Genomic DNA, 16,768 nt, shown 5'->3' on the forward strand with positions numbered 1-16,768 from the left:
ACCCCAGAACCGTAAAAAATGGACGGACGGTCAAATAAAAGAGACGTTAGGACATTAAAAATCCAATATTTCGCGAAGATACTGGTCAGTATGACTAACGAGATAAGAGGAACAAAAATGGAGTATTCATTATTGCAATGGCTGACCGGGTCAGCATTGATAAGCATCGGCCTGATGACCGGTGTCTATTTCACGTTCTCTGCGTTTGTGATGGCCGCCCTGAAGACACAGCCGAACCATCAGGGCGCCAACACCATGATCAGTATCAACCGAGTGATTCTGACCTCGACGTTTATGCCGTTGTTTTTTGGCTCCAGCCTGCTGAGCCTGACGCTATTGATAATAGGGGACGTTCTGGCACAGCTTGCTGCTGCAGTCTACCTGCTGGGTATGTTCGTTGTTACTGCAGTATTTAACGTGCCGCTGAATAACCAACTACGAGACGCAACGGCGCAACAACTGAGCACAATATGGGGCCAGTATTTACGCCAATGGACCATCTGGAATCATATTCGTGCAGTGAGTTCGTTGACTGCAGCGACTTTATTTTTGCTGAGCTTAGGCGGCAGTTGACGTGTCAACAATCAGATCAGCAACGAGCGGCATAATGGCTCGTTGCGTTCGCTTCTCTCAACCCATCCAATCACTATCCGATTCAATCGATGGTGTCTGCCTCCAATGCATACACACCATTTTCATCATGAACTTCTTTGCCCATCAGCGGCGGGTTGAAAACACACGCCATCTGCATATCTTCAGTAGCCCGCAGCAGGTGTTTATCGTGTTTATCGAGAATATACAGTGTACCCGGTGCGATTTTATAAATTTTGCCATCGTCACAGGTTTCAACCTCACCGGTTCCACTGATGCAGTAAACCGATTCAAGGTGGTTCTGATACCAGATGGGGGTTTCAGTGCCCGCAAAAATGGTGGTGATATGAAATGAAAAGCCCATATTGTCATCTTTCAACAACATACGAACCGATTCCCAGGTGCCACCATCAATGGCACGGTTGGTACTTTTACACTCATCTAACGTACGAACAATCACAATAAAACCCCAATCACACTGTTATTTATTAGCCGATTTAACTGGCTCGGGAAACGTTTTTTGATAAGGCATCTGCGATACAGCCGGATAAGATGTCCAGGCCACGATCCAGCAGCTCATTTTCAATCGTAAGTGGCGCTAACACCTTAACCACCTGACCCTCAGAACCACTGGTTTCAATAACCAGATTACGTTTAAAGGCTAACGTCGTCACCGCATCGGCCATATTCCCGGATTTAAACTCCAGGCCTTGCATAATCCCTTTCCCCTTGTGTTTCAGCTGACCGCCGTGCTTCGCCTGAATCTCCTTTAATCGCGCCTGTAAATGGGCTGCTTTTTTCTGAACCTCGTGGGAGAAATGATCATCAGACCAATAGTGTTCCAGCGCCTGTCGCGCAGTAATAAAGGCGTGGTTGTTGCCCCGAAAAGTACCGTTGTGTTCGCCCGGATTCCAGCTATCGAGCTGCTCTTTTAATAGAACGATGGCCATTGGCAAACCGTAACCACCAAGCGATTTCGACAAAGTAATTACATCCGGCTTGATACCAAATTCTTCAAAGCTGAAAAAGGTGCCACTTCGTCCACAACCAGCCTGAATATCGTCGACAATTAATACCATACTGTGACGGCGGCAGATTTCCTGAAGGCGTAACATCCAGGCTTTACTGGCAACGTTTAAACCACCTTCACCTTGAATACACTCAACAATAACGCCGGCAGGATGACCCAGACCAGATGACTGATCTACCAGTGCTTTTTCAAAATATTCCAGCGTGTCGAGGTCACCCAGATAACCGTCATACGGCATAAACTGGACCCCTGGCAGAGGCATACCCACCGATTCTTTATATTTCTGATTAGCAGTAACCGCCACCGATCCCTGCGTCACACCATGAAAGCCGTTAGTAAAAGACACAATGGTATGACGTCCGGTATTTTTACGCGCAATTTTTAACGCCGCTTCCACCGCATTGGTGCCGGTAGGACCTGTAAACTGAATGCGATAGTCCATTTTACGGGGCTTAAGAATGCGCTGTTGAAAGGATTCGAGAAATGCCTGTTTTGCATCAGTATGCATGTCCAATCCATGCGTCATACCGTCCGAGTTAATATAATCAACCAGGGCTTGCTTAAATTTCGGATTATTGTGGCCATAGTTCAACGTTCCGGCACCACCGAGAAAATCGATGTATTCCTTCCCTTCACTGTCCGTCAATAATGCATTCTGTGCTTTGGTAAATACTACCGGAAAAGCGCGACAATAGCCCCGGACATTTGATTCCAGTTGCTCAAAAATTTCCATCTTAAACCTCTTCATGAGAGTGTTTTAAAAAAGTGTGAAGGGGCCAATCACCACCAGTTCTTCACTGTTGTGTTCACCAGCAAAATGTTGCTGTTCATCAAAAAACGTCTTGTGAATTAGCGGCGCACCGAGATTCAGAGCGAAGCGCCTGAAGGTGCTCCAGGAGGCGGTATTGTCGGCGGTGATGGTGGTGTGCAAATACGTCACACCACCCACACGACGCACCAATTGCTCCAGCATCTGACTGGCTAGGCCTTTGCCACGCTGACGGCTGTCTACGGCAACTTGCCAGATAAACAGGGTATTGGCTTGCTGCGGCAACCGGTAACCGGAGATAAATCCCACCATCTCTCCAGCCACTTCTGCAACAATACTGGTGTCACTGAAATGGCTGCACTGCAGCAGATTGCAGTACATAGAATTCTCATCGAGCGGTTTGCAACGTTGAACCAAGCGAAATACCTGGCTGCCGTCGGAGGGCTGCGGAGAACGAAAGTGGTACTCAGAAGTAGTGACAGATTGGGCGGTTTTACTGGGTAAAGAAAGATCGGATGTTGGGCTCACAGAGTCCATGGAATACAGAGCGACGCTTACCGGGAATACCGTTACGCCCTCAAATTTGCTTAGTGTTCTAAATATAATACCGCGCCCAATATTATTTACAACCCTAAGTATTTTTTCAAATCAATACAAAATCACAACCCTGAAATATTGATTGAATGGCCATTCAACCAAGACAACCTAATTAGAGCACTAAGTTTTTGACGGAACACAACCTGGAAACAATTACTTAGTGCTGTATATTTTTGAGTTCAAAAGAGCTGAGGCGCATCCAATGGATGCACCGCCCTACCCGGGTTTTATCAGGTGACCAATTACAGATCTTCATGAGGCCCGAATACTTCATAATGGATGCGTGATTCATCCACCTTTAGCGCCAGCAATTGCTGCTTGGCGAAACTCATAAAGCCGGTTGGGCCACACAAATAAAAGTCGCCGTCAGCCAATGGCAAATCATCAATCAAAGAAATATCCATATATCCGTGGAACGTATTCTCCGCTTTCGGCGCCTCTGTCTGATACCAGCTATAGACTGTCAGATTCACGTCCTTCGCCAGATTTCGATTGGTTTTACGAAAGCTGTGTTGCCCTGGGTTTTCGCACGCATGAAGGTAATAAACCAGGCGTTGCGGTTGTTCTGCCGCAACGGTTTCCAACATGGCCTGCATAGGTGTTAAACCCACACCGGCTGAAATCAGGACTAAGGGGTTATCATCGCTCTTTAAATAAAATTCTCCTGCAGGAGCGTACAAAGTAACCCGCTCCCCCAAGCGTAAATTATCGTGCAGAAAGTTCGAAACCACACCCGGACGCCCTAAAATTTCACGCTTAACAGAAATCTGATAGCGGTCAGTTTGTGCTGCGGATGATAACGAATATTGGCGTATTTCCCGGTATTTACTACCCTCTGGTTGAACTTCAATGCCGACATACTGGCCTGGCAAGTATGCTGCAACGTCACCGCCATCGACCGGCTCAAATACCAGTGTCTTTACCAGCTCCGATTCGATGCGTTTCCCGCTTAAAAAAAACTCCCGACCATTTTTCCAGCCGCCTTGTCGCTCCGAATTTTGTTGGTAAATTTGTTGCTCTCGGCCGATAAAAATATCAGCCAATTGCTGGTAAGCATATTTCCAGGCTTCTTCGATTTCGGCAGTAAACTGGTCCGGGACCAGTTCACGTAAGGTTTCCAATAAGTGATGACCAACAATGGGATAATGTTCAGCAAGAATGTTCATACTGCTGTGTTTTTGCGCAATCCGCTCCACCATAGCCAACAGAGTTTCTGGCGTATCCAGGTGTTTGGCATAGACAGCGATGGCAGAAAACAAAGCAAACTGCTGACGTCCGGAGTGTTGGTTACTCATATTAAAGATATGCTTAACTTCCGGATTATCGCGAAACATACGCTGATAAAAATACTCGGTTACCGCCGGACCTGCACTTTCCAATATTGGCACGGTACTTTTAACAAGATCGATATGATGTTGAGATAACATATAATCTCCATTTTTCTGAGTAAAAAATTCAAATAAATTTCGTATTAATACAGTTTTTTTCACTGCCTCAATATCGGATAATAGATATAACAGAACACTAAAAAGGCAATTGCCCAGCATAACGCTGAAATATTCCACCCCCATAAAGACAGTTGAATAAGCGGAAAAATGAAACGTACTGAGGCCGCGATAAAAATCAGTAAAAAAGCTGCTGTCATCCATTTTCCGACACTCAGGGCTCGCCCGGTATGACCGAGGGAAACTCGACTAATCATTGCCAGAATCATTCCACCCAGCGTGCCAATGGTAATAAGATGAAAAGCATCACTACGACCGATCAAATGAGTTTCCTGGCTAACACCAACCAGCACCAGTCCGACACCAAGGCAGAAATACGAAGCGTGTAATGACCACAACAATGGAATCTTAATCGTACTGAACGGCGCCCAATGCGATTGTCGGTATAAATGCAAAACACCAACCAGAGCCAATAACCACTCGGGCTTAAAGAAATCGTTGCGAAAGATTTCCAGCCAGCCATCGAATAAAAAACAGAGTCCCGCGACCAACGAAACAAGTAGCAAACCAGCATCCAGCTTTTGATTGCTGCGCACATTGGCATCAATGCCAACCATGCGACAGCCATTGCGGGTAAACATTGGTATTACACGCCCCGCCACTACCGAAACAATGACACCAAAAAATAAAATAGCACTCTGGCCGATATGTAGCGCATGACTAAAAACGTTACCGTAGGCCAGAAAAATAAACAGGAGATTTAAACAGCCAATGACGCTTAGCAAAGGCAAAAATAGATAATTACGCCGGCTACGCGCACGTATTATCAGCTGGGCGAAAAAGCCAATCACCAGCGCCCACCAACTGAATTGCAACAGCAGGACAATCAGCATCAGCGTTTGACTGAACGGCCACCACGATTGCCAGATCAATAACCGCAACACAAGCCAGATTGTAGTTAGCCACATCAATGCCTTACCGTGCATACTGCGTAAATTGGTCCAGGTTTGAACAGCGGTTAATAAAAACCCCGCCGCAATCGTCAATACAAAACCGAATACCATCTCATGGATATGCCACAACACCGGATTGAAGTTCGGCTGCCAGCTGGTAGCCGAATTTAACAATGCCGCCCATAACAAAACGGCGATCACAGAAAAACCACTGGCCAATAAAAACAACGGCCTGAATGCAAGGTCCCAGATTGGTGCAGATGAATTCATTACAAAATGTCCGCCAGACGCTGTCTTGGTTGCGGACAAAGGGGGGCTGCGTTGGCTCATCTCAGTATGGCTCCTGCACCGCTGATTCAGGAGACGCGAGCGCCTTCAGCCCGGCAAAGCGGTTTAATGCGATGGAGCGCATGATGTAGCCAAACTTCACCACGGTGGCGAACAATAACGTGCCGATATGGGCGAGCACCTGAGTCGACATGGAAAACCAGTGCGCATAGGTATAGCTGACTAACACCGACAACACGGTCAAGGTCAGACCCAATATCATGCCCCAGTTGCCGATCACCAACAGACAGTGAAACTGACGAGCATTGTGAATATCGGGACGTTGGCCACCCAGGTGAAAATGTGAATACATACATAAACCTCAACATATCAGTGCAAGTTAACTGCTTATGTATTGTCTTTAGCGAAGACCATGCCAACCAAATTTACCCCATACATTTCAATAACTTAAAAGAAAAATCCCCTCTATCGCAGTCATTTTGACTACATAATTTATGAGTCATTTTGACTTCAATATGTTATATAGACTCATAACTATCAACACCCGGTGAACTGTTATGAGTCCGATATCCCTGAACGCCCTGATTGAACTGGCTATCGATTTGAGTCATAGCCTGGTGGATGACGATCGCTTCGAACGCCTGCTTACGCATATCCGCAAAGCCATTAACTGCGATGCTGTGGTGCTATTAACGCTGCAAGGCGATTTCCTCAAACCGCTGGCGCAACAGGGGTTGACGACTGAAGTACTGGGCCGTCGTTTCGACATCCAGCAACACCCACGCTTTATCGAAATTTGTCAGGCTAAAATGCCAGTTCGATTCGACAGTGAGTCCGAACTGCCCGACCCCTACGATGGCTTGTTACTGGCCACGGAAGGCGATTTGCCGGTGCATTCCTGTATGGGGCTGCCATTGCTGTTTGCAGGCAATTTAATTGGTGTACTAACCCTCGACAGCCTGACACCCAACGAATTTGACGATATTCCCGCCCGCACGCTGGATATTATTTCTGCCATTTCTTCAGCGGCATTAAAGAATGCCCTGACGCTGGAGCTGTATCAGCGCGATGCCAGTCATGCCAGAGCTGTGGTCGAGGAATTGACCCAGACAGCATTGACCAAAGACGGTGGTGAACTGATTGGCGATAGTGAGCCAATGCTGCGCCTGAAGCAGGAAATACAGATTGTTGCAGGGTCTGACTTCACGGCACTGATTCAGGGAGAAACCGGCGTGGGTAAAGAACTGGTTGCCCGCACCATTCATCAGCAATCAAACCGGAATAACGGCCCCCTGGTTTACGTTAACTGCGCCGCACTGCCGGAAAACCTGATCGAAAGTGAATTATTTGGCCATGTGAAAGGCGCATTTACCGGTGCCAGTCAAAACCGCTCAGGCAAGTTCACCATTGCGAACAACGGCACCTTATTTCTCGACGAAATCGGTGAAATGCCGCTGCAGGTTCAAAGCAAATTGTTACGTGCGCTTCAGAGTCAGGAAATTCAGCCGGTAGGACAGGATAAAACGCACAAAGTGGATGTCCGTATCATTGCAGCGACGAATCGTGATTTGCAGCAAGAAGTTGAAAACGGAGAGTTCCGCGCCGACTTATACCATCGCTTGAGTGTCTACCCACTCACGGTGCCACCACTGCGTCTGCGGAGGCAAGATATCGTATTGCTGAGCGGATATTTTGTTGAGTTGATGCGTCGTAAGCTGGGCTTACAACAAATCAAATTTGCGGCGAAAGTGATGCCCTACCTCAGTCGTTACGACTGGCCTGGCAACATCCGCGAACTGGAACATTGCATCAATCGAGCGGCGCTGAAAGCACGCAGCCGCAGCGCGGTAAACGAAGCCATTATCGCCATTACCCAAGGTGATATTGGCGTATTGCAGACGGATCACGAAATGCTGCCAGATACGGGCCTGCAGAGCGAAAGCGTATCGGCGCAACTCAGCGCTGCGTCTGCTAGTCCGACTGCGCAGGCCAATCATGCTATCGAACCGGTCAATAACCTGAAGCATGCGACGGAACAATTTCAGCGCCAGTGTATTCTTCAGGCGTTGGAGTTCAGCAAGGGGAACTGGGCCGCTGCAGCCCGTCAGCTGGATATGGATCGGGCCAATTTATCGCGAATGGCGAAACGTTTGAATATTCAGGTCGAACGCTCTGTCCGCGGCTGATGTTGCGGCGTATTGCAAACCCCTTATATTTCGCTGATCCCACGTTATAATCGCGTCTTCCCTTAAGATGGACCGAAATTTCAGGATCTGACATGAGTAATAAACCCAATCGCGATGCCCTGCTGGCTACCGCTCACACTCATATGCCAATGGGCGTTGCCGACAGCTACCGCTATTGGGGCGACGAAAACACCGTATTCGTTAAGAACATGAAAGGCTGCACCATCACTGATGAAGATGAGCAAACCTTCGTGGATTTCCGTCTGGCTTATGGCCCAATCATTCTGGGGTACCGCGACGAGCGCATCGACAATGCGGTGATCGACAGCATCCGGAATATCGGCACCATGACGGGCTTCTCCACTAAGATGGATTCCGACGTGATCGAGCTGGTGAAATCCATGTGCCCTCAGATCGAGAAAATGCGTTTCGCTAACTCAGGCACCGAAGCCGTGTTGGGAGCTATCCGCACCGCGCGCGGTTATACCGGCCGCAATAAAGTGGTTGTGGTCGAAGGTGGTTTCCACGGTCTATACGATGAAATGATGTGGAAACCTGACGTAGACAGCTGGAACCCGGAGTCAGGCACAGTTCCGGAGATCAAATCATTCGGAGGAGGAATTCCAGAGGCCAGTCGTGAACATCTGGAAACTGTTTCTCTGAACGACGGCGATGCCCTGGATGAGGTCTTCTCCCGTGTTGGAGATGATATTGCGGCCATCGTGATTGAGCCAATTATGGGAAACTGTGGTTCGATAGCCTCAACGCCGCATTACATGCAGAAACTGCGCGATATCTGTGATCAGAACGGCTCACTGCTGATCATTGATGAGGTAAAAACCGGTTTCCGTGTTGCCAAAGGGGGCGCACAGCAGCTATACGGAATTTACGCCGATCTGACCACCTACGCCAAAGCCATGGGTAACGGCTACCCGGTTGCAGCCTTTGGTGGAAAAGCCGCCATTATGGATAAAATCAGCTTTGGGAAAGATGGCGTTACCCACGGCGGAACCTACACAGCAAACCTCATTGCTCTCAGCGCTGCCAAAGCGACCCTGAGCACATTACGTGACACCGATGCGTTAGACAGCATCAACGCCACCGGTAAAAAGATTCAGGGCATTCTGGCGAACGTGTTCGATAAGTTTGGCGTTGATCACCGCTTTGCTGGTCCGGATTCCATGTTTGGTATTCACCTGGGCACGATCGTGCCGCAGAACTACCGCGACTGGAAACAAACCAACAGCGATCTGTATACCGAGTTTGCACACAACCTGATTAGACACGGCGTTATGCTGGAACCGGACTCTCGCGAGCCATGGTTTATCTGCGAAGCGCATAAAGAGATGGATTTCGATTGGCTGGCACGCGTGGCTGAGCAATCGATGCAACAAGCCCTGGACGCGCAATAGCCTTGCATTGGTTTATTGCATGACACATCACACGAATAAAAACGGCCTGAGAGCCGTTTTTATTTCCCTTCAATAACCGGTAGTAGCGACACCCGCTCACTTCCACTGTCAGCGCCGCGGCAGCCAGATCACGACAACCACCAACAAAAATACAACAATCCACCTCACAGAAGCTGTTTCTGAAGCTTTATTACTGTGCCTGGCATGCTATATTGCAGCCTGTTGTAAATACTGAACAAGGGCAAAATATGCGCCGTGTGACCCGCGAAGAATACCCTCTGGAAACTTTGCAGCGTGCTGTGAATAGTGTCACATTTTTCAAAGATCTGATTCACCACGACAGCGCCCAGTTTGAACTGTTGATGAGTGTCACGCAGTTTGTCACCGCCGACAATGAAGAAGTAATCATCAAAAAAGGCGAAAACGCCAACATTCTGTATTTCCTGCTGAAAGGTCAGCTAACGGTGCTATCGGGCGACGAACGCAGCGAAGTGATTGGCGAAATTAATCCAGGTGAAATGTTTGGCGTAATGGCTATGCTGCTGAATTTTAAGCGCTCTGCATCGATCAAAGTAAACAGCAAAAATGCTCTGCTGGTGGGAATCGACTTTCAGCACTTTTCAGATATCGAAGACTTCAGCTTATTTTCAATGGAAACGAAAATCAGTTTCTTCCGGATGCTGGCTAACAATCTGCGTTGGACATTAGAGCGCAACAAGATGCAGATGCCAGACCATCCACTGGTCGCAAGCCTGCGCAAAATCCCCCTGATCAGTGCGCCGAAAAACACGGAAGAAGAATTACAGGCACTGCATCAGCAAACACACGCTCTGGCTGATCTGGTGCGGGAATGGAACGAATCACTATCGGAAGATCGTGAGGGCGAATGGCTCAGGTTTTAAGTTATTTTAAACGTCCACCGCATACATCCGGATTTTAGTTTTGTCCGGAAAGCGCTGCATTTAAACTGTGCGCCATAAAAATGGGCAACCAAACGGTTGCCCAAATCAACGGTATCAATAAAAAGGCCATGAATTATCCCGCGGCTAAAGAACCACGCGGACGATCTTTTTTATCCGGCCAGGAATATTTCCATACCCGCTTAACCACAGTCAGATACTGATGACCAAAGCTGCCAACGTTATAAGGGATATCATATTTTTCACACACTGCCGCCACTCGCTTGGCCATCCAGACGTAATGCGGTGCTGGCACGTCTGGAAATAAATGGTGCTCTATCTGACAGCTCAAGTGCCCGGTAAGAATATGGAACCAGCGCTTACCCTCCAGGTTAGAAGAACCCAGAATCTGGCGGTAATACCACTGCCCTCGGGTTTCGTTCTGGCATTCTTTTTCATCAAAAGTATGTACCTCCTCGGTAAAGTGGCCACAGAAAATAATCGTCGAAGTCCATAAATTACGAATCAGATTCGCCATAAGATTCGCCAACAATACCCAGCCAAAGATTGCCCAGCCTGCACCCGCCAATAAACCAATCGGCAACGCCAACAATGGGTAGAAGATATAGTCTTTGAATACCTGCTTATTGATTTTGGCAAAAAAGTCTTTTTTCAATTGCTGACGACTGATCGGCAGTGAGCTGTTTAAGCGGCGTTTACCCATGAATATACGCTCGGCTGCAACCTCGTGGTACGCCACCCCCCACTGAAACAGGACACTCAGTAGAACGTACGTAATAAACTGAAAGCGATTTTTCGGACGCCATGGAAGGTCATCACTCAACCGTAATAAGCCGTAACCAAAATCGCGGTCTTTACCAATAATATTGGTGTAAGTGTGATGTTCGTAATTGTGATAGCGCTTCCAGGAATCGCTATCAGCAGCAATATCCCAGTTAAAATTACGTGAGTTGATATGGGGATCGTTCATCCAATCGTATTGACCATGCATCACGTTGTGCCCGATTTCCATATTATCGAGGATTTTTGCCAGCGATAATAGCGCGATCCCTGCCAATAAAAATAACCACCAAACAGATAGCAATGGTGGAATAAATCCAGCCACTAAAACAATGCGACCAACAATTTCGCAGCCGCGCTGAATGCGAATAATCTTACGAATATAATCAGCATCCTGCTGACCACGGCGGGCCAGCGCCTCATCTCGAATAGCGTCCAAGTCTTGCTGAAAGGCATTGAGCGTATCCGGGTCGGGACGTGCAGAAGAAAGAGAAATTGTCATAATAATATCCTTAAAATCGTCCTTATAAATCCAGTGCTACATCAGATACAGCAACCGAGACACACAATTGAATTTCCCCGGGACCGGTGTCTGAAGTCTGTCCGGTTTTGGTGTTGTAGACCACGCCGCTTTGTTTCTTACAAATACATTGATGACAAACACCAATTCGACAACCGCTGACCGGTTTGAGTCCGGCTTGCTCAGCCAGATCCAGTAAGGTTTGCGGCTTTTCAGAGTCACTGATGAATTGTGTGCTGCTGCTCTGACAGGAAATATATTGGCGGCCCTCAACTCCCTGGATCTGATCAATGGGCGCGGCACCAAAATACTCAAACATCACCCGATCTTCGCTGGCTCCCAAACCAGCAACCACCTCTTTGGCCGCCTGAATCATTGGCGTTGGTCCACAAATCATGACCCGAGTATCGTCATCACTGAGATCAAAGTCACAACGCGATAAGTGACTGTCAGTGATGGTACCCAGCTGCGAACTATCCATCAGACTGACGCGAAAATCGGCCAGTTCGTTTTGCAGACGCAGAAATTCCTGTGGGAATAAAAACTGCTCTTTATTTCTGGCGTAATACAACAGATGAACCGCACGATCAGACTGACGGTCTCGTAGCTGCTGCAGCATTGAGCGGAACGGTGTGATCCCACTGCCACCGGCAATCATCAGTAAAGGTTTATTGTCGTCACTGGCGGCTAAGCGGAAGTCGCCCTTGGCTGCGGAAATATTCGCCAGCCCACCATCAGCAAAATGCGTTCGCAGCCAGGGGGTAATCTTACCCTCGGGTTGAACACGGATGGTCAGCTCGATCAATCCGGTTTTACGGAAATAATCCGGGGAAGAGGAAATGCTGAAGGTACGATGATGACGAGCGCCATCTCTCTCCGTGATCAGCTCCAGGTGTTGACCGCCAGTGAATGTGTGCCTTGCCCAGTTTTTTTGCGGACGGATAATCAAAGAAAATACATCATCGGATTCAGGGCGTACCATCAGAATACGAGCACGACTGTACACGCTACTCCAGTTCGGCGTAATCATCTGCATCAGCGGTTCGGCGTAATCACTGAACTGTTGCTGCTGAGTCAGACTGTCAGCCAGCCAGCGCCAGGCGAAACTCTGACGCAGTGAACTTCGGCCTTTTATGGCAACATCGGATATGCTCATGGCGGTCCCGGGTCATCAAACGGTTGATACTATTTTTGTGTTTTTTACCCAGAGAGTGCGCTGAAGTCCAATCGATATTATTGAATGAAAAGTAATGATTTTGTCTTAACCCACACGCCACCAAGAACAGTTAGTTAGTAAGCACATACCCCAAAAGCATCAACTTATGCGTAAAATTCACAAATAACTCTGATTTATACCGGGTTACCCAACCACACAAAGCACATCGACTATTTCCAATCTGGAAATTATATCTTGCCGACACGCGTACTATTTTGGACCTTTTTGTAACCCATCGAGCCAAACGAAATGTCATACATCTGTACCATTCGGGCCATTGATAAATACCCTGATATCCCTAAACTTAGCGTCCGTTTTTCTGCTGGCAGCTTTTTGTGCGCTTTCAATCCGTTTTTCTCGATGTAAATCATGATCATAAATTGCATCTGATGCATATAAGCCAACCTGGCCATCAGGGCATTCCAGTACTGATGGTGCATGGCATGGTTGAAGACGGACGAATTTTTTATCACCCCAGTGGTAAAGGTCTGGGTCATTATCTGGCGCAGCAGGGTTACGATGTATATGTTGCTGACTTGCGCGGCATTGGCAAAAGCACACCAAAGATTAACAAGCACAGTCAGCATGGACAGACTGAAACCATTCGGGATGATCTGCCAGCGCTGATTCGATTTGTGCTACAAACCAGTGATCAACCACGTCTGCATCTGGTGGCCCACTCCTGGGGCGGGGTCTATCTCAATTCAGCCCTATTACGCTCGCCAGGTCTGGTGCCATCGGTGATTTCATCGGTGTATTTTGGTTCCAAACGAAGCGTGCGAGCGAATACTCTGGATCGTTATTTCCGTATCGAAATTGTCTGGAATCGCCTATCGCCGTTTCTGACCCGCCGCAATGGTTACTTGCCGGCGGTCAGATACAAACTCGGCTCAGACAACGAAACTCGTAAAACCCATCAGCAGTGCGTCGATTGGGTGATGCATGATGAATGGATCGATACAGATGATGGGTTTGATTATGGTGCTGCGGCAGAGTACACACGCTTACCCAACACCTTATATTATGCTGGCCAACGGGATTACAGCCTTGGCCACCGTTACGACGTAAAACGTTTTATGGCGGAATCTGGCCCCCACAGCAGCGAATACCGTTTGTTATCACAGGATACCGGTCATGCACTCGATTACGACCACATTAATATGCTGACGGCACCAGAATGTGTTGATGACCATTTTCCGCAGCTGGTGCATTGGATGCAGCTTCAGCAAACTCTGTAATTGCCGAGACTGAACTCCCTCACATAACAACCGCAACCGATTCGTTTCAGAAAAGCATCCAAGGTTGTTCAGTGACAAAGCCGCTACCGCTTTGACGCGTAACTCTCTGTTAACAAAGCGTCGCTGCACGTTACCATCCCGCTCTTTCCGGTAAGCCTCGGCGGACTAAAGCGGCCTGTCGCCATTAACTGTTAAACAGCCCTCACTTTCACCAAGCCGGCTGCTCTAATATGGATTGATGCACTTTTAGACGATCAGGCTTTTTGCACCCCGTGAGGTAACTATGAACTCAGCCGCCGCTTTGAATCAGCAACATTACCCTGCCACTTTGCTCACCCTTCTGAATCATGCCATTGCTGAAGGAAAGCTGTTACCGAGCGCTTGCGAAATTCAGGGATTCAGCCATCACAACAATAAAAACCAGATGCAATACAGCGTACAAACGGCTGCCGGAGCTTACTTTATCAAATGTCAGCAAAGTGAGTACGCCGATCATTTCGAGGCTGAAGACGCCAGCCTGAAAGCCCTGATGGCAACCCAGACCATCGCCACCTGTGCGCCTCTGGCAGTGGGACAATGTGACCACTTCAGCTACATAATTCTGCAACACCTGCCCTTAGCAGTGCACGGTGATTGGTTCAGTGCTGGTCAACAGCTGGCACAGATGCACCAACATCACTGTGACCTGGGATATGGCTTCCCACGCACAACCTATTGTGGCGAAACCGCCCAGGATAACCGCTGGAATAACAGCTGGAGCGACTTTTTTATACAACAACGATTAAAACCATTAATCGATCAATTGGCGACCAGAGGCATACGCTTCAGTGTTAGTCGATTATGCCTGATTCGTTGTGCCGCCATACTGAGTGAACATCAACCTCAAGCATCGCTGTTACATGGCGATTTATGGTCCGGTAACATTGGTTTTAATCCGGATCGATATTTGTCATACCCCATGATTTTTGATCCGGCCAGTTATTATGGCGATGCCGAAAGTGATCTGGCTATGACGGAACTTTTTGGTCGCTTTCCAAAAAAATTTTATGACGGCTACCAAAGTATAAACCCTGTCAGTGATGGCTATCCGCAACGTGTACGGGTATATCAGCTTTATCATTTGCTCAACCATGCGCTGTTGTTCGGACACAATTATATTCAGCAAAGTGAAGCGCTGATGATGGAAATTCTGCAGCACGATGGCGCAGATAATTAGACGATCTATTTGATCAGTTTAATGAGTTGTTTAAAGCGCTCGCCTTCGGCGATGCGCTGCAATTCGAACAAAGCCATCTCTACCGAGGTTAACTGTGCACCCAGCGTTTCCAGTGTACCGATGGCGAGATTTCTGTTTGCTTCGGTGCGAGAGCTGACCGCATCAGTCACCAGCTGTACCTGATAATTCTGCTCCAACAACTGAGCGGCGGTCTGATACACACAAATATGAGCCTCGATGCCGGCGACTAGCCAGTGGCTGCGCTCGTATTGCTGTATCCGAGCAACAATGTCGCGGTCATCTAAACCGGAGAATGTTTTTTTAATCAACGGCTTTCCTGTCAATAAATCTCGAATTTCTTCGCGAGTTTCACCCAGTTTCTCTGGCAATTGTTCCAGCCAGACAATCGGAATCTGCAGTAAGTCAGCACCGGAAATGAGGGTGCGTAAGCGCTGAAATAATTGTGGAGCATCGACCATCTGATCGGCCAGTTTGCCCTGAACATCCACCAGGATTAAACCTGTATTATCGATTTCCAGCATGTCATGTACTCCTGTGACAACGAATTCTATTGCGCCTGATTAAAACCCCAATTTGCCTTTTAATCAGCTGATATCTGCACCCTGCGCTTTCAGCAATTGCATCAGATCTGCCTGAGCTGGCATAAACCAGTAACTGCCGGTCAGCGGTTGTGAATACTCCATAACATGATCAGAAATACCATCATCGGTCGCACCAACCATACGCTGCAATTGAATACTGATCCGTTCCAGCTCACAGGCGAATGAAATAAAATACAGGCCGCGATCTTCCACACTGCTGTAGTAAGGCATACTGCGACGATAAATTTTCATACCAACACCATTAACCTTAACATCGGTCCGGCTGACGTGAGAATCGGCGGGCATCTCATCACCTTCCAATTCAACATTCTCGACTTTAGTCCGACCAATCACCGCTTCCTGCTGCCCGACGCTTAATTGTTGAAAACCCTGCAAGTTATGACGCCATTGCTGAGTGAACACATACGACCCCCCGGCTCCTGTCTGGCCCACCGGAATTTGTGCCGCAAGAATACGTTTGTCTGCTTTGGGATTGGCGGTACCGTCGACAAAGCCCGTTAAATCGCGCGACTCTCGATTTTTAAAACCACTGATGTCCAATTGGATATCAGCCACAGACGCCATGCACTGACCAATATGTATCACCGCCGCCATGATTTCGCCGCGGTCTTCGCCATGAATCCAGAACAGCAGATCAGCCTGGGTTGCAGGCATCTCGCGTTTCGCCTCCAATGTAGTAAAAGACTGTAAGTCCGCCGGTCGCCAATCGCCTTGTAACTTATCCCAACACTGGCTGCCAAACGCCAGCGCAATGTGAGTATCAAGATCCTGCAGTAACGCCAGCGCCAGAGCACGCTTTATATCCGCAGTGGCGATACCGTCTCGTAGCGTCATTTCCAGATAATGTGCATGGACGCTCGACTCATGAAACAGTCCGGCTTGCGGTGCCGGGAATGGCTGACTGGATTCAGTATTGCTCATCGGTGTTCTCTCAATCAGGGGATTATAAATTTGTACGAATCAGCAGGTATAAAATCTGTGATT

General features: G+C 48.1%; 16 protein-coding genes. 6 read left to right on the plus strand and 10 right to left on the minus strand.

Going from position 1 to position 16,768, the window contains the following annotated elements:
* Positions 1-117: 117 nt before the first annotated feature.
* The gene (locus MK185_07690) at positions 118-573 is read left to right on the plus strand and encodes a DUF1772 domain-containing protein (GenBank protein MCH2040499.1); all 456 of its coding nucleotides are present in this window, start codon (positions 118-120) and stop codon (positions 571-573) included.
* An 82-nt stretch (positions 574-655) separates the two neighbouring features.
* Here MK185_07690 and MK185_07695 read toward each other — a convergent pair whose 3' ends face one another.
* The 6 genes from MK185_07695 to MK185_07720 all read right to left on the minus strand — a co-directional run bounded on the left by MK185_07695 (position 656) and on the right by MK185_07720 (position 6,025).
* Entirely contained in the window at positions 656-1,051 is a 396-nt protein-coding gene (locus MK185_07695) for an ectoine synthase (GenBank protein MCH2040500.1), read from the minus strand.
* Positions 1,052-1,088: 37 nt separating this feature from the next.
* Positions 1,089-2,354 (minus strand): diaminobutyrate--2-oxoglutarate transaminase, encoded by a 1,266-nt coding sequence (gene ectB, locus MK185_07700; protein ID MCH2040501.1) that lies wholly within the window; start codon positions 2,352-2,354, stop codon positions 1,089-1,091.
* A gap of 24 nt (positions 2,355-2,378) precedes the next feature.
* Positions 2,379-2,807, minus strand: coding sequence for a diaminobutyrate acetyltransferase (gene ectA, locus MK185_07705; protein ID MCH2040502.1), 429 nt, complete (start codon positions 2,805-2,807; stop codon positions 2,379-2,381).
* A 422-nt stretch (positions 2,808-3,229) separates the two neighbouring features.
* Positions 3,230-4,414, minus strand: coding sequence for an NO-inducible flavohemoprotein (gene hmpA / locus MK185_07710; protein ID MCH2040503.1), 1,185 nt, complete (start codon positions 4,412-4,414; stop codon positions 3,230-3,232).
* Positions 4,415-4,473: 59 nt separating this feature from the next.
* Positions 4,474-5,655: an NnrS family protein gene (locus tag MK185_07715; protein MCH2040504.1), complete on the minus strand. Its 1,182-nt coding sequence runs from the start codon at positions 5,653-5,655 to the stop codon at positions 4,474-4,476.
* Positions 5,656-5,716: 61 nt separating this feature from the next.
* Entirely contained in the window at positions 5,717-6,025 is a 309-nt protein-coding gene (locus tag MK185_07720; protein MCH2040505.1) for a hypothetical protein, read from the minus strand.
* A gap of 205 nt (positions 6,026-6,230) precedes the next feature.
* On the opposite strand from MK185_07720, the gene norR reads away from it, so the two are divergent.
* The 3 genes from norR to MK185_07735 all read left to right on the plus strand — a co-directional run bounded on the left by norR (position 6,231) and on the right by MK185_07735 (position 10,173).
* Positions 6,231-7,859, plus strand: a complete 1,629-nt coding sequence (gene norR, locus MK185_07725) for a nitric oxide reductase transcriptional regulator NorR (protein ID MCH2040506.1) — start codon at positions 6,231-6,233, stop codon at positions 7,857-7,859.
* Between the two features lie 92 nt (positions 7,860-7,951).
* Positions 7,952-9,271 carry an aminotransferase class III-fold pyridoxal phosphate-dependent enzyme gene (locus MK185_07730; GenBank protein ID MCH2040507.1) on the plus strand — a complete coding sequence of 440 codons (1,320 nt, stop codon included), beginning with the start codon at positions 7,952-7,954 and terminating at the stop codon, positions 9,269-9,271.
* A 248-nt stretch (positions 9,272-9,519) separates the two neighbouring features.
* Positions 9,520-10,173 (plus strand): cyclic nucleotide-binding domain-containing protein, encoded by a 654-nt coding sequence (locus MK185_07735; GenBank protein ID MCH2040508.1) that lies wholly within the window; start codon positions 9,520-9,522, stop codon positions 10,171-10,173.
* A gap of 133 nt (positions 10,174-10,306) precedes the next feature.
* On the opposite strand, the gene MK185_07740 is transcribed toward MK185_07735, so the two are convergent.
* Positions 10,307-11,473: an acyl-CoA desaturase gene (locus MK185_07740; protein MCH2040509.1), complete on the minus strand. Its 1,167-nt coding sequence runs from the start codon at positions 11,471-11,473 to the stop codon at positions 10,307-10,309.
* Positions 11,474-11,495: 22 nt separating this feature from the next.
* A complete protein-coding gene (locus MK185_07745) occupies positions 11,496-12,647 on the minus strand; it encodes an iron-sulfur cluster-binding domain-containing protein (protein MCH2040510.1) in 1,152 nt (383 codons plus the stop codon).
* Between the two features lie 395 nt (positions 12,648-13,042).
* On the opposite strand from MK185_07745, the gene MK185_07750 reads away from it, so the two are divergent.
* Together MK185_07750 and MK185_07755 are read left to right on the plus strand one after the other, a co-directional pair.
* Positions 13,043-13,945 carry an alpha/beta hydrolase gene (locus MK185_07750; GenBank protein ID MCH2040511.1) on the plus strand — a complete coding sequence of 301 codons (903 nt, stop codon included), beginning with the start codon at positions 13,043-13,045 and terminating at the stop codon, positions 13,943-13,945.
* A gap of 283 nt (positions 13,946-14,228) precedes the next feature.
* Positions 14,229-15,161 carry a fructosamine kinase family protein gene (locus tag MK185_07755; protein MCH2040512.1) on the plus strand — a complete coding sequence of 311 codons (933 nt, stop codon included), beginning with the start codon at positions 14,229-14,231 and terminating at the stop codon, positions 15,159-15,161.
* Positions 15,162-15,166: 5 nt separating this feature from the next.
* On the opposite strand, the gene MK185_07760 is transcribed toward MK185_07755, so the two are convergent.
* Both MK185_07760 and MK185_07765 read right to left on the minus strand, forming a co-directional pair.
* A complete protein-coding gene (locus MK185_07760; GenBank protein ID MCH2040513.1) occupies positions 15,167-15,703 on the minus strand; it encodes an isochorismatase family protein in 537 nt (178 codons plus the stop codon).
* 63 nt (positions 15,704-15,766) lie between these two features.
* Positions 15,767-16,705 (minus strand): Dyp-type peroxidase, encoded by a 939-nt coding sequence (locus MK185_07765; protein ID MCH2040514.1) that lies wholly within the window; start codon positions 16,703-16,705, stop codon positions 15,767-15,769.
* Positions 16,706-16,768 lie beyond the last annotated feature (63 nt).

Source organism: Saccharospirillaceae bacterium (assembly GCA_022448365.1).
Lineage (GTDB): Bacteria > Pseudomonadota > Gammaproteobacteria > Pseudomonadales > Oceanobacteraceae > Bacterioplanoides.